Genomic DNA, 14,689 nt, shown 5'->3' on the forward strand with positions numbered 1-14,689 from the left:
ATGACCATTGCCGCCGGCATGTGCATGAGTGTTAAACAGAAATAACACTCTCCTTTTTCATTTTTTTAAGGAGAAAAAAGGTATGCAGAAAGCTAGAATAAGACTGTCAGGCATCAGTCCCAAAGATCTGGACGGAGTCTGCAATCAGGTAAAATCTATTGCGGAAAGGACAGGAGTTAATATATCAGGACCTGTTCCGCTTCCCACAAAGAAACTTGTAGTTCCCACAAGAAAAAGCCCGAGCGGAGACGGAACTGCAACCTGGGATCACTGGGAGATGCGTGTACACAAGCGTCTCATTGATATTGCAGCTGATGAAAGGGCACTTCGCCAGCTTATGAGAATCCAGGTTCCTAAAGATATCAACATCGAGATCGTCCTCGAAGGATAAACGAGAAAAAAGACAGGCTACAGAATCACTCTGTACCCGGTCTTGTAAAATTCTTTTTCACTTCTTTACTTCAGAATAGCTTACACCTCAATACAAATTTTTGAGGAATCTGCCGGCGGTCGTCAAATCAGACGTTCTTTCCGCCAGCATTTCTGCAAATTTTGCCTTCTTGTAAAGCTTATCTTGCTTAGGTATGAGCTTGCAGATATTATCCTTAATGGCATCCTTTTTACTCATTTTTGCCTTATTTTACCTCTTTTGTCTTATTTTCTCTTTTTCACTTTTTTACTCTCTTTTTTAGGAAAAAAGAAAGATCAATTCCCGTCATTTTGATGGTGGAATACAGCCCGTCAACTTCAACAAAACAACAAATCCAAATTTTTTGGATTTCAGAGGATAAAACAATTTTACTCAGGTGCATGCACAATAATGGTAAGTTCCCATCCTTCGAACTCTTCAATTGATCACACCATATAGTCAGAATTAGATAATTTGTAACCAAATAAGTCTATATTTATTATTTGTTAACTTAAATAAGACCTTTATACACTAATATTAAATTATATTTTCTTTTATACTTATTTTTGAATATGAGTTAAGACATATACTCAAATAAATAATTTATGGCCAAATCATTAAACAGTAAAAATATTAAAAAGTAATCCAGACTCAAAATCCGCTTGAAAATTGCATTGTTAGAGAACCTGGACATAAAACGTATAAGTAGTTAATTAAAAGTAGTTTATGGAGTTCAAAAGTAATTTCCGAGATACCCCGAGCTCCATAAAATGTGCCCTAAGAGGCAGTGGTTATGTTAGCTTTGACCATATTTAAGCTTGCCTGATTCTGCCTCCTAGAGTAAATACTAGGAGTTGAAGTAAATGAAGCATAATAGAATTGGAATAGGTATACTTGTTTTAGCAGTGCTGGTTAGTATGGTGTTCATACCATCCGTAAGTGCACAGAAAGAGGACAGTTACTCTGTAACTGCCGAAGAAGCCTTTAAGCATGCTAATGCGAATATGATAAGTTTTATAGCAGCTAAAGCACTAAACTTTGAAAACTGGGCAGGAGCATCTATTGATCCAAAACCAATTGAGCTTTATGACATAAATGGTCAGAAATTATTTTATCAATTCTCGGTATATAAAGAAAAAAAATTGATAGGTACAATTGACATTTATGCTAATAAAACACTGGGAAATTCATTCAATGACATTGCATTTGATCCTACACCTTATAAAGCCTCAGAAGCCATGAAAAAGTCAAAAGAAATCGCCAAGAAAAATTATCCAAAAATTATCCAACTGGAGAAATCAAATCAACCAATTTAGTTGTATACAGCTATCCGAGTATAGGAGCAATGACCGTTGTAAAAGACAAGACCACTGGAGTTGAACATCGGATATTTGTAGATGCATATACCCTTGAAGAGGTAGAAGATAAACCTGCAACTGAAACCAAGCCTGGGGTTTGGTCAATGTATTAGATGAAATTGGAGAATGGAGTTGAAGAAAATTTAAAAGAATGACAAAAAAGTGATCAACTTGCTAACTCTATAGAACAAGCAGCAGCTAATAAAGGAGTTAATATTAATGCTGCAGTTACTGAAGAAAATATTAAAAAACTCAGTGGCGATGCAGCGATAACGGCTTCAACAGATGTAAAACTTGGCGTTCCTCGTCGTGGACAAGAAAAAGATATTTACTGCGGTGAAGCATCTATTCAAATGATTTCTTTATACTATGGACAACCAACCCCTACACAAACATCTATCTATAACTATTTCTTCGGCCCTAAAGACAAACCTTCTGGACTCAGCATTAATAACATGAAAGAATGGGCTGAAGTTAAATGGGGAAAAACGGGATCTCTAGATACTACTTTGACTAATGCGGAAATTGTTACAGAGATTGACAAGCGTAGACCTTTTTACAGTATAATTTTAGATCCACAACATTATCGAGTTTGTCAAGGATATTTAATTCAAAATGGGTATTTCTACATGTATATTAATGATCCAATGCCTATTGGTTCGAGTGGTACACCAAAAATTGAAGTATCCACCAGTCAAGAAAAAAAACGTATATACGTACGCTGAGAAATTCTTAGAGATTTCGATAAACTTCTGATTTCAAAGGTTGAATTATATTTTATACACAATTAGCCAAAAAGTGAGTTTATCGAAACATCTACATTTTTTATATATTTGTTTAAAATTACATACAAAAATACCAATTAAACAGTATAAATGTGTTTATTCTGAATTATTTTGTCTTGTAATTAGTGTTGTGATTCCAAAATAGATTCATAATACTCGACATTTGAATAAATCCAAAAATCACGAATTTTGACAGGAAATAAGGAGTTGATTTTGGAATCACACCACTAATCTGTTTATTCAGAAGTTGACTTGAATAAATGAGGATTTTAGAAAAAAATCCAAAGTCCAAATTTTTGATAATGGTAATGGTATGAAAGACAAACACTATTGGAGAAAAAATATGAAAAGTAAAACCATGTCAACAATACTGATCGACAATTTTTCGGTTTCACTATCATCTGCGACAATGTCTAATAAAGTACGCAGGGAAAATACCTTTCTGAGAGCTTTTGGAATAACGGCACTTACGATTTTAATAATGGTGAGCGTAGCACATGCAGCTCCATTTGCATATGTTGCGAGTCTGGGAGTTGATACCGGAACTGTTTTTGTAATTGATACAGCAACCGATAATCTTACAGCAGTAGTGCCTGTCGGAGGGTGGCCCGAAGGTATTGCAGTCAACTCTGCAGGAACAAAGGTATATGTAGCAACCGGATTTGACCCCACTATCTCTGTAATTGACACAGCCACAAATACAGTTAGTGCCACAGTGAATGCAGAAAGAAGTTATCCCTGGGGAGTTGCAGTCAACCCTGCGGGAACAAGGGTTTACGTGACTAATCGCTATAGTGTGGCAGATAATGACAGCAATAATGTCTCAGTAATTGACACAGCAACGAACAGCGTAGTGGCCACGATTAATATCGGGGTAAGTACTGTTAACGCTGCAGTCACCCCAGATGGAAAAAAAATCTATGCTACGAACAGCCGCAACAACACTACTTCTGTAATCGATGCGGCTACAAACAAAATTACAGCCACTGTACCTGTAGGAGACCATCCTACTGATGTTGCAGTCAGCCCTGACGGAAATAAGGTGTATGTGACCAATACAGGCAGCAGCGACGTATCCGTAATTGATACAGAAACAAACACCGTTACAGCCACCGTGCCTGTAGAAAATGGCCCAGGTGATATTGCAGTCACACCGGATGGAACGAAAGTGTATGTGGCAGATTGGCAGAACAACAACGTTTCCGTAATTGATGCAACGACAAACACTGTCACAGCCACTGCGTCTGTAGGAAAACAGCCTATGGGAATTGCAGTCACACCGGATGGAAAAAAGGTATATGTGACAAATGCTGAAAGCGACAATGTCTCCGTAATTGACACAGCTACAAACAAAGTTATAGCGACTGTAAATTCAGGAAAATATACTATAAATTATCCTACTGGAGTTGCCATTGGGCCCTTTATAAATACTAATATGACTGGTCAAAGCACAAGGACAGCTTCCAATGCAACTGAAGACATAGGGATTGAAGAAACTAAATTCTCGTCGTCTGAAGAGAAAAAAGCTGTTGAATTCAATAATTCAAACAATAATTCTGAATTTGATAATGATAGTAGCTCAAGTGGAAATGAATCGAGCAAAAATAACTCTACTCAAGGCTTCGGATTATTGAGTGGTTTGGTCTGCCTTTTTGGAGGATGGAAGTTCAGTAAGAATTAAGTGCTAAAATAGGCCTTGGTGTCGTTACTTATCGGAATGAACTAGCATTAAAGACAAACATCGTCTGGGAATAAAAGAGGAAAGATAAAATCATGTCAAGAATATCAATTGACGCTTTTTCAATTCCATTCTCATCTGTAAGAATGTATAATAAAGCATGCGGAGAAGGTACTCGTATAAGAGCTTTTGGAATAGCTGCACTTGCGATTTTAATACTGGTTGGCGCAGCAAGTGCAGCTCCGTTTGCATATGTGATGAGTCCGGGTAACCACTCAAATGGTGGCATCATCTCTGTAATTGACACAGCAACTAACAAGGTTACAGCTACAATTCCTGTAGGGGGTGATCCTTGTAGGTTTGCAGCCACACCAGATGGAACAAAAATATATGTGGCGAACTCAGCCTTACTCAGCACCACTGTCTTTGTAATTGACACCGCGACAAATTTAGTTACCACAATTCCTGTAGGAGATTTTCCTATTGGAGTTGCGGTAAACCCGGCAGGAACAAAGGTATATGTGACGAACAGTGAGAGTGACGATGTTTCAGTAATTAGCACAGCCACGAACAGCGTAATAGGCACATTAAATGCTGGAATTGATCCTTGGGCAGTAGCAGTCAATCTAGATGGAAAAAAAATCTATGTTACGAACCGTCATAACAACACTACCTCTGTTGTTGACACAGATACAAACAATATTACAGCTACTGTAAATGTGGGAAATCTTCCTGTTGAAATTGCAGCCACGCCAGATGGAACAAAAGTGTATGTGTTGAACGCTCGCAGCAATAATGTCTCTGTAATTGACACAACAACAAACACTGTTAAAACCACAATTCCTGTAGGAAGTTTTCCTCTTGGAATTGCAATCAATCAAGATGGAACAAAGATTTATGTGGCTAACCGGGAAGACAATTCGGTTTCTGTAATTGATACATTCACAAACAATGTTACAACTACAATTCCCGTAGGAATGCATCCTTCAGGAGTTGCATTAACTTCGGATGGAACAAAAGTGTATGTGGCAAATTACGACAGCAATAATGTATCTGTAATTGACACAGTCACAAACAATGTTATAGCTACTGTAAATATAGAAAATCCTCCTATTGAAATTGCTTTAGGGCCTCTTATAGATTCTAATATGACTGATCAAAGCACAAGGGTAGCTTCCAATGCAACTGAAGGTACAGACGTTGACGAAGCTAACTTATCATCATCTGAAGAGAAAAAAGCTGTCGAATTCAATAATTCAAAAAATAATTCTGAATCTGATAATGGGAGTAGCTCAAGTGGAAATGAATCGAGTAAAAATAACTCTACTCCAGGTTTTGGATTATTTGAAAGTTTGATTTGTCTTTATGGAGTGTGGAAGTTCATTAAGAAGTAATACAGGGCTTGGAGTACCAGGCAGCTGAATGGCATAATGTCTTTTTGTTTGTTTTCAGCCTCTTGAGGAAAAAAGAAGGTAATCCCCCGGTCGTTTTAATGCTGCGATCAATATTCTCAGACTGGGATTACATGTAGCGAAAGCTTAGATGCCCGCGATTTCAGTCGTGGGAGTAGTCACTTATGGTCTTTGCAGAAAAGTTATTAAAAACGGCGTTCTACGGTGTAAGAGATAGGCTTCGTGCCTTTTGCAGGCACCATTAGTCTAAATTCGATCGTAAAAGCATCAATTTTTTCATAGCTGTCCGAGCTATCCAGAATATCCCATTGTCCGAAAAGGTGTTCTACGACAGTGACCTCCTGAGCCTCAGACTTACTGTCATTAAGTTCGATCTGATAGGTGACCCTCTCCACATTATCACTTATACGCTGGTAGTTGGTTTCATTTCGCCTGGCAGTAAGATCAAAAGCCGAGCCGACAGCCACTCTTAATTCCCCGGCTTCTGGAGTATGTTTTATCCTGTCTTCCCCGAGGAACTGAAGTCCTCCTGAAGAATCAGCACTGTAAACTCTTATGACTCCTGCTGGTAGAGGCATCCCAAGTCCGCTTTCGTTTGAGTTTTTAAGAGTAAGGTAAGCCAGGACTTTATCGTTCAGAGAACTATCATAGATGAGCTTCTTTTCTATGGGAACGGAATTTGCGGACAGCAAAGAAATTTGCTTTGCCTGGTTATTCTTTAGGGTCGCCGGGTTTTTGAGGGTATAAAGATGGTACTCAAAAAGACCTTCTTCGGTAAAAGGCGCCTGCGAGGCCGCTACTTCATTAGCCACGGCTTTTTCTTCAGTACGCGGAGTCGCGGGCTGGGAAAAGCGGTTAATCTGGCCTGAAACAAGTTTTAGGACTGCGTTTTCATAGGTCATCCCTGCTTTATTGTCGATGTTCACCCAGCCTCGAATGTCTGCTTCCGTATTCTCCGCATTGCTTATTAGGACATAGTCTGCTTCCCAGCTCATACCGCCCGTAAGGTAGGAAATTACAAGCTCCCGAGTTCCAGACACAGGAGAATAAATCTGCCAGATGAGAGCAGGCTTTATCGAAAGCTCCGAAGAATCTTCAAGTTCAATTTTTGAGAAATCCTCAAGTACCACGACTTTTCCTGCTTCGATCTTAAGGACAACGCTGTTATCTGCATGGCTCAACAATATACCGGTGTACGTTTCACCATTCCTGTCTGTTACATTGACTTCCCTGCCAAGGTATTTCTCAAGCAAACCAGAACTATTCAGAAGATCGTATTCGTAGTTTTGCTCAAGTAAACTGGTGTCCTTATTTTGAGGGTCCTGGATTATAACCGAAGCCGGATTAATTCCGGAAGCAATATCCGTATACTTTACCTGATTTACCCCACTCTCGAGGTTAATTTCTCGCTTTTCTTTAACAAGGGCAATTCCCTGCTCATAAATAGTTAGCTCAAGATCCTCTCCGGCTTCAACATTTCCAGAAGCCGGAATCCTCAATGGGCCTGCAGCTGAAGTTTCAACAGAAATTACTGAGTTTGACTCGACTGTATTCTTTTCGCCGCCGGACAGATTTGCTTGAGCAATGCTTTCCGGATTTGGAGATATATAAGCTGAAAAAAGTAATGCAGACCCGATAAGTACTATAATAAGCCATAAAAAATGTTTCTTCACTCCCATGCATAATTAATTAGAGCCTAATTTATATATACATAATTTGCGTGTTCTTTTATTTCAGTCGAATTTGGAGCGGTGGCGTAAACATACCCGTTGTTCGCAGCGGGATGCGTCAGCTCAACTTTGATTATTGTGAGTTGTAATTTTTAATTCCCTGCTGGATACCGGACAAACAATGCAAGAATGGGACATAATATCGTAGGAATAATCAACAGAAACATTGCATCCGAAAGCGACCCCATGATATCAGCAGCCCACCCGATAATTGCAGCTCCTACCCCTCCAATACCCATACAAAGCCCGAGAATAAGTCCCGATGCGAATGCGATGTTTCCGGGGAGAAGTTCCTGCGTCATTGTAACCGATGTCACATAGCAGAAACAGGCAAAAAACGAGTACATCATAATCCCAAAGTACATCAGCCAGCCGTCAGCAAGAAAAATAAGGGCAAATAATGGCACTGCGCATAAAAGGCCCAAAACGAGCATCAGTTTACGTCCGTAACGATCCGATAAATACCCGCCTGCAATCTGGCCCGCGACTCCGAAGAACAGCATAATCGTGACAATCAAAGATGTTGTCACCGTATCAAATTCTTTGTGCTCTAGAGTTAAAAGTGTTGGAAGATAAGTAATCAGTCCCACATATGCCCAGGCGCGAAGGGAACAGATTACCACAACCAGCCCTGCAGGAATCCACCAGAATTTTTTCTTTTCCGCAGGCTGATTTTTAACTATCTTGACTGGTTTTTCAAAAACTTCTTCGTTTAGATATCGAAGGTCATTTCGGTAAATCCATGCAGCCCCTATAATACCCGGAATCACCATCCATACAATTGATGGAAGACCGGCAAATTCAATCAAAACTCCTGCAATAAACGGTCCAAGAGAGTAGCTAATGCTGCCGCTGGTTGTGAATATTGAGTTGTACATTCCCCGTTTTGCAGGGGTGCTTAACCGGTAAACAAGATCCATTGCTGATGGGTGGAACAGCGCATGGCCGATTGCAGCTCCCATTACCATCATAAGAAGTACCAGATAATTTTTTGTGAAAACAGTAAGACAGATGCCAAGACTACCAATTAAAACGCACAGAGGAACACTTGCACGCCATCCGGTTTTATCGCTGTAGAGACCGACAAATGGTTGGGTTACTGAGGATACAACATTAAATGCTGTGACAATAAAACCGGCAAGAAAATAGGACAGGTCCATAGTGTCAATCAAGAGAGGGAGGATAATCGGAAGTATCGGAGTATAGAGGTCTATGAGAAAATGTCCGGTGATTGCCCCGGTGAGTTTTTTGTTAATGGTTTCAGTAATTGTAATCCCTTCTTGGAAATATTGTAATTCTTTTGATATATTATCTCAATAACGTAGACAATTGCCTGGGTTAACGGAATGAGCCCGGGCAATTATCCCTTTGAACAACATTCACTTAAGGTCGATTTTTGATGTCAGGACCGTCAGCTCATTTGGGTATATCTCAAATCCGGTTACACTGGAACTGAGAGCAAAAACATCTGTACTATAGAAAACCGGAATCTGCGGTTTCATATGATAGCAATTTCATATGATAGCAATCTTCAGGATAAAACAGGGTGAACGAGAAAGTCCCCTGCAGGTGTTTGAGGCTTTAAATCAACAACTTGATTACACAAAACTAAGAAGTGTCAAAAAGATTAATCAAATCTGACTTCTTTTCTTTGCAAGAATCATATGTGGAGGCTGAATATACCCTGCTGAATGACCAGACGGATCATTTCGTTCCAAAAAAGCATCATAATCTTTCAAGAACCTCCATGAAACGGCTTCAAACCCATGAGATTGTGCAAGGGCGGTTATCCTTTCAGGTGTATTGTTTTTCGCAAGGGGCAGATTTGGTTTAACACCAGAATACAACTCATTAAACCTGTCATTAAGACTGCTTTTCTTCTCTGTCCCATCAGGGTTCTGGAACCACAAACCATCAATTATCATCATAAGGCCACCGTCTTTCAAAAGCCGAGAGCACTCACTTATAAACTTATCCGGTTGAGGTAGGGTCCAGAGAAGATATTTGCTCAAAATGAAATCATACTCTCCATCACTTAGAGGAATTTCTTCTGCATCTCCCTGTACTAACAAAACATCTACTCCCTTTTTTCTGGCATTTTCCGCTGCTTTTTCAAGCATATTTTCTGACAAATCTACACCGGTTACATCATGTCCCATGGCGGCAAGAGAGATTGCAAGAATTCCAGGACCTGTTCCAACTTCTACTGCACGGATTTTTTTATCCGTTAGCAGAGTTTCATAAAAAATATATTTCCAAATTTCCATTTCTTCATCCATACATTTGGCATACTCTGTATGATAATCAGAACTTCTGTAGTCCCAGTATTCTAAAATTTTATTCTTCATTTCTAATATTCCATCTGTCATTTCTATTCCTCAAACAAAGTTGGCACCAAACCATTTCTATCCGGAACAACATTGTTATCCAGAGCGAAAATGTTTGTAATATGATTGGGATTAACGGTATCTCATCCTGAATAACTGCCTTAACCCTTTTATATTTGCATAACGATGAGTGAATTCCGAAAGCCTGTATGATAACCTGTGATTTTGGTATCTTTTTTTCATAAAATTACATTTCATTTGTATGAATAAAACAATATTTAGTATTACTATATATAATAATAATTTACTTAACTCATCATAATTAACAATATATTAATAATTATGCATTTTATTTTCTAATTTAACTGAGATGAATAACAATAAAGTCATACATCTATTCTGCATAATATAATTATAGATGATAAAAATAAATAAAGTGATCTAAATGGAGGATGCCGCGTCTTGAAAAAGCTCTCTTAGATTGAAAGCGCGTTAGCAAACCCAGAGGTATTGGTGTAGTCTGATTAAACCTGCAACACAATACTGCCAAGTCACATATACGGCTTACTGAATAATTTTTTGATTCAAATAAAATTTGTATTTAATCACACTTATCGGACAGATATGGAATAAAATCACATACTTTAAATATACAGATATAAAATAAAATCACACATTTTAAATATACTCCGCATACTTTAGTTAAAAACAATGTTAACAAACTAAATATTTATGTGTTGGTGATAATAATGAAATTTAATGTACAAAAAACAAAAATTTCCATCCCTACTGTTGCTGTAATTCTAATTGTAGCACTGCTCTGTGCAGGATGTGTTGATACTGGGGAGGCGTCTAAAGAAAAAGTCCTCCGCGTAGTTTTTAATGAAGGTCCTGATACTGGGGGCAGTCTTGATCCTGCCAACGGCTGGACAGGGTGGTATGTCCATCAGGCAGGCATCTATGAAACATTGTTCTACTACGATGCACACATGAACCTTATGCCCAAACTCGCATCTGGCTACAAACAGCTAAACGGTACTGAGTGGGAAATCCAGCTCCGTAAGGATGTAACTTTCCACGACGGAACAAAAATGAATGCAGATGCAGTTCTCTTTTCGCTGAACAGAGTGCTTGATCCGTCAAATAGCAGGTCATCAGAGTACTCTTTCATCAAAGATGTACGAAAGACTGGTGAGTACACTATTACCATTGAAACTAATGATGTCTATGCCCCATTAATTTCATCTCTTGTAGATCCTGTCATGTCTGTAGTCAGTCCCAACATTGTTGATGCAGACAAACAGCCTGATGGAACCGGTCCTTTCAAGTTTGTTTCCTTCGAACCAGGTGCAAGCCTTGAAGTCGAAAAGAGCCCTAATTACTGGGATGGCGAGGCCAAAGTTGACCGTATACTCATTCAGTACAACAAAGACAGTACGGCAAGAACAATGCTGATAAAATCAGGAGATGTCGATATTGCCAGAGATCCTCTCCAGAGCGAGTATTCAGCACTTAAAAGTAACCCTGATATAAACGTCACTTCCAAAGAAACGCTGCGTACATATTTCCTGTATATAAATGGCGGCAAAGCCCCATTCAATGACACCAGAGTTCGCCAGGCTCTCTTTTATGTGATCAACCGCCAGGAAATCGTTGATACAGCACTCGAAGGAGTTTCCGGTATCCCGGCAAAGGGAGTATTCACAAATACCATGCCATGGAACGCAAACGATCAGATCGAATCCTACGGTTATAACCCTGAAAAGGCTCTGAAACTCTTTGAAGAAGCAGGAATAAAAAAAGGCGCGGATGGTAAGCTGTACTACAACGGAAAACCATTCACGATTGACATCCAGACCTATACAAAACGTGCAGCTCTTCAGCCGAGTGCAGAAATCATCGCCTCACAGCTAGAAAAAATTGGCATTACCTCAACTGTGACAATTCTGGACAGTGCTGCACTTACGGAAAATGCTGTTGCAGGAACTTATGATCTCTCACTTGCCGCGTGGAGCACTGCACCTACAGGGGACCCGGACTACTTCCTCTCAAGCCATTACCTTTCAACAGGCAACTACGCGTCCAAATGGCTCCGCTATTCCAATCCTCAGGTAGATAAGTGGACTCTTGAAGCAAGAACCGAAACTGACGGAGAGAAACGTGCTGAGCTGTATGATAAAATCCAGATACAGATTCAGAAAGATGCAGTAGTACTGCCCGTTTTATATGCCAACGAAATTTATGCACTGTCATCAAATGTGAAAGGCTTTGAGATGTATCCAAACGAGTATACAATTATCACCAAGGACATTGGATTTGCATAAACTTGCAGGAGGAAATGAGGAAAACCTGTCGTTTGCAGACAGCAGGTTTGATGTTATTTGTAGAAAGGTATGCTCCTGAGGGAGAGATCAGTAAAGGATAAAGCTTACGCAGCGAAGTTCTTAACGATCTCCCCCTTTTTACAACAACATGCCGTGAACAATATCTGAAATTAGACGATGTCTGAAAACGGATATTTTGAGGATTCTTCCTTCGGGAAAAAGCAGTGAAGTAGAAGTGGATATTGATGTTTTTCTCCAGGATGAACAATTACAATATGCGGTTTTACCCGGGCCGATAATTACAATTTTTTAAAATAAGAGGTATTGACATGGCGTTAAGGACGAAGTTATCATTTGTCTGTACTGCAATTTTTTTTATTGTAGTCGTTATCTGTACGGGTTGTGTTCAGACAGAGGATTCTGAAGAAAAAGTTCTTCGTGTAGCTCTTACGACTGGCCCTGATACAGGAGGAAGCCTTGATCCTTCCATTTCATGGGAAGGCTGGCCTATGCGAAGGACCGGAATATATGAGACTCTCTTCTCTTATGACGAAAATATGAATCTCCAGCCTGAACTTGCAACAGGTTATAAACAGTTAAACGATACCGAATGGGAAATTCAGCTCCGCAGGGATGTAACATTCCATGACGGAACTATAATGGACGCAGATGCCGTGATTTATTCCATCAACCGAGTTCTTGACCCCTCAAACAGCAGATCATCAGAATACTCTTTTATCAAAAACGTCTACAAAACCGATGACTACACAATCGTCGTGGAAACAAATGAATCATATGCACCAACTATTCTCATGTTCACAGACACCATCATGTCAATTGTAAGTCCTGACACAGAAAACCTCGACACCGAACCGGTTGGAACGGGAGCATACAAGTTTGTCTCATTTGAACCGGGTGCCAGTATAGAACTGGTAAAGAATCCTGATTACTGGGGTGAAGCGCCAAAAATTGACAGAATAATTATCCAGTACAGCAAAGATGCCGCTGCAAGAACTCTTCTGCTCAAATCAGGCGACGTTGACATTACAAGAGATGTCCTGCAAAGCGAGTACGCAACCTTTGAAGCTGACCCTGGCACTAATATCGTATCCAAAGAAACGCTTAGAACCTACTTCATGTACATTAACGAAGGAAAAGCACCGTTCGACGATGTAAGGGTTCGCCAGGCACTTAATTATGCAATTGATCGCCAGGAAATCGTTGACACAGCCCTTGAAGGTGTTGCCGGCTCTCCAGCAGTTGGAATATTCCCAGACATCATGCCCTGGAGTGCGAACGACAAAATTGAAGCTTATGAATATAACTCTGAAAAAGCTCTTGAACTCTTTGCTGAAGCGGGAATCAAGCAAGGAAGTGATAGTAGACTCTATTACAACGGTGAGCCATTCACAATTGAAATCCAGACTTATACAAAACAAGCAGCACACCAGCCAATGGCAGAAGTAATTGCCGCCCAGTTTGAAAAAATTGGCATCACTACTACAATAAAAATTGCCGAAGCAAACTCAATTAGTGCCGATGCGGTAGCAGGAAATTATGGCCTTGCACTCTATTCATGGGGTGTTGCACCTGTAGGAGACCCTGACTATTTCGTATCAAGCCACTTCCTTTCAACCGGAACCTATGCATCCACATGGCTTCGCTATTCTAATCCTCAGGTTGATGAGTGGATTCTTGAAGCAAGGGCTGAAACAGACAAAGAAAAACGTACAAAACTCTACGACATGATTCAGGAACAGGTCCAGAATGATGCGGTACTGGTCTGTATCGCATACAAGAAAGAAATTGACGGACTTTCCCCCAACCTCAAAGGTTTTGAAATTTATCCAAACGAATACACATTCATTACAAAGGAAATGGAACTTGCCTGAGGGATTAAAAAATGAAAGACAAAATTACAGAACACTGGAACAAGATTAGTCCTAATTATCGGAAAATGTATCGCGACCACCTTGATGAAGAGATTCTCCTGATGCAAAACCTCTTTTCAGAGAAGCTGCCAGCCGGTAAGAAACTCAATGTCCTCGATATTGGAACAGGGCCTGGCATCCAGGCATTTGTTTTTGCCGAAATGGGACACAATGTCACTGCTCTTGACATCTCGGAAGAGATGCTTGCACATGCAAAAGAAGGAGCAAAGGACCGCAATTTGTCAATTAAGTTTGTTGAAGGTGACGGAGAAAACCTGCCTTTTGAAGATTGTATGTTCGATATTATCGTAAACATGCACCTTCTCTGGACGCTCACGAACCATGACAGATTCTTCAGTGAATGCCTGAGAGTCCTGGTACATGGGGGCAGAATTCTTGCAATCGATGGTCAATGGTTCCAACCAGGATACGTCCCAAACAGAAATTACAACCAGGAAGAAAGAAATCATGATGAGTTAATTGAATATCTTCCGCTTTATGACAGTAACTCGCCTGAAATGGTTGCAGCCATCATGGAAAATAACGGGTTTTCCGAGGTCTCCTATAAATCTCTTCCCGAGTATGCAGAGTATATGAAAAGATGCGATCCGGAAGGTTATGACTATTTATCTATTCCGTATCTTGCCACCGGAATAAAACATTGAGGAATAAAAAATGGAAGACAAAATTGCAGATGACAGATATAACGCATTTTTGCTGAAACATGGTCCAAAG

General features: G+C 39.9%; 13 protein-coding genes. 9 read left to right on the forward strand and 4 right to left on the reverse strand.

Translation table 11 applies throughout. The annotated features are described in order from the left end of the window. The first annotated feature begins 82 nt into the window (after positions 1 to 82). From rpsJ to BP861_RS10055, 6 genes are all read left to right on the forward strand, one after another. Positions 83 to 391, forward strand: a complete 309-nt coding sequence (gene rpsJ / locus BP861_RS10040; RefSeq protein ID WP_011021276.1) for a 30S ribosomal protein S10 — start codon at positions 83 to 85, stop codon at positions 389 to 391. A gap of 881 nt (positions 392 to 1,272) precedes the next feature. Next, a complete protein-coding gene (locus tag BP861_RS16010) occupies positions 1,273 to 1,725 on the forward strand; it encodes a hypothetical protein (RefSeq protein ID WP_349681012.1) in 453 nt (150 codons plus the stop codon). A gap of 29 nt (positions 1,726 to 1,754) precedes the next feature. Then, positions 1,755 to 1,880 (forward strand): hypothetical protein, encoded by a 126-nt coding sequence (locus BP861_RS16015; protein ID WP_349681013.1) that lies wholly within the window; start codon positions 1,755 to 1,757, stop codon positions 1,878 to 1,880. A gap of 240 nt (positions 1,881 to 2,120) precedes the next feature. Beyond that, positions 2,121 to 2,492 (forward strand): C39 family peptidase, encoded by a 372-nt coding sequence (locus tag BP861_RS16020; protein ID WP_349681014.1) that lies wholly within the window; start codon positions 2,121 to 2,123, stop codon positions 2,490 to 2,492. A gap of 403 nt (positions 2,493 to 2,895) precedes the next feature. Continuing rightward, positions 2,896 to 4,233 carry a YncE family protein gene (locus BP861_RS10050; protein WP_292374932.1) on the forward strand — a complete coding sequence of 446 codons (1,338 nt, stop codon included), beginning with the start codon at positions 2,896 to 2,898 and terminating at the stop codon, positions 4,231 to 4,233. Between the two features lie 92 nt (positions 4,234 to 4,325). After that, a complete protein-coding gene (locus tag BP861_RS10055) occupies positions 4,326 to 5,624 on the forward strand; it encodes a YncE family protein (RefSeq protein ID WP_292374935.1) in 1,299 nt (432 codons plus the stop codon). Between the two features lie 203 nt (positions 5,625 to 5,827). Here the strand turns inward: BP861_RS10055 and BP861_RS10060 are convergent, their stop codons facing one another. From BP861_RS10060 to BP861_RS10075, 4 genes are all read right to left on the reverse strand, one after another. Beyond that, positions 5,828 to 7,321, reverse strand: a complete 1,494-nt coding sequence (locus tag BP861_RS10060) for a DUF4139 domain-containing protein (protein WP_292374938.1) — start codon at positions 7,319 to 7,321, stop codon at positions 5,828 to 5,830. A 143-nt stretch (positions 7,322 to 7,464) separates the two neighbouring features. Further along, positions 7,465 to 8,679 carry an MFS transporter gene (locus tag BP861_RS10065; RefSeq protein ID WP_349681016.1) on the reverse strand — a complete coding sequence of 405 codons (1,215 nt, stop codon included), beginning with the start codon at positions 8,677 to 8,679 and terminating at the stop codon, positions 7,465 to 7,467. Positions 8,680 to 8,751: 72 nt separating this feature from the next. Continuing rightward, positions 8,752 to 8,874, reverse strand: coding sequence for a hypothetical protein (locus BP861_RS10070; protein ID WP_292374941.1), 123 nt, complete (start codon positions 8,872 to 8,874; stop codon positions 8,752 to 8,754). Between the two features lie 129 nt (positions 8,875 to 9,003). Continuing rightward, complete coding sequence (locus tag BP861_RS10075) at positions 9,004 to 9,741, reverse strand: class I SAM-dependent methyltransferase (RefSeq protein WP_292374944.1); 738 nt, start codon at positions 9,739 to 9,741, stop codon at positions 9,004 to 9,006. A gap of 707 nt (positions 9,742 to 10,448) precedes the next feature. Between BP861_RS10075 and BP861_RS10080 the strand changes: the two genes are divergently transcribed. From BP861_RS10080 to BP861_RS10090, 3 genes are all read left to right on the forward strand, one after another. Further along, a complete protein-coding gene (locus BP861_RS10080; RefSeq protein WP_292374946.1) occupies positions 10,449 to 12,023 on the forward strand; it encodes an ABC transporter substrate-binding protein in 1,575 nt (524 codons plus the stop codon). A gap of 329 nt (positions 12,024 to 12,352) precedes the next feature. Further along, the gene (locus BP861_RS10085; RefSeq protein WP_292374947.1) at positions 12,353 to 13,915 is read left to right on the forward strand and encodes an ABC transporter substrate-binding protein; all 1,563 of its coding nucleotides are present in this window, start codon (positions 12,353 to 12,355) and stop codon (positions 13,913 to 13,915) included. A gap of 11 nt (positions 13,916 to 13,926) precedes the next feature. Then, positions 13,927 to 14,619: a class I SAM-dependent methyltransferase gene (locus BP861_RS10090; RefSeq protein WP_292374950.1), complete on the forward strand. Its 693-nt coding sequence runs from the start codon at positions 13,927 to 13,929 to the stop codon at positions 14,617 to 14,619. Positions 14,620 to 14,689: the final 70 nt, after the last annotated feature.

Origin of the sequence: Methanosarcina sp. UBA411, from assembly GCF_002495725.1 — an archaeon.
Lineage (GTDB): Archaea > Halobacteriota > Methanosarcinia > Methanosarcinales > Methanosarcinaceae > Methanosarcina.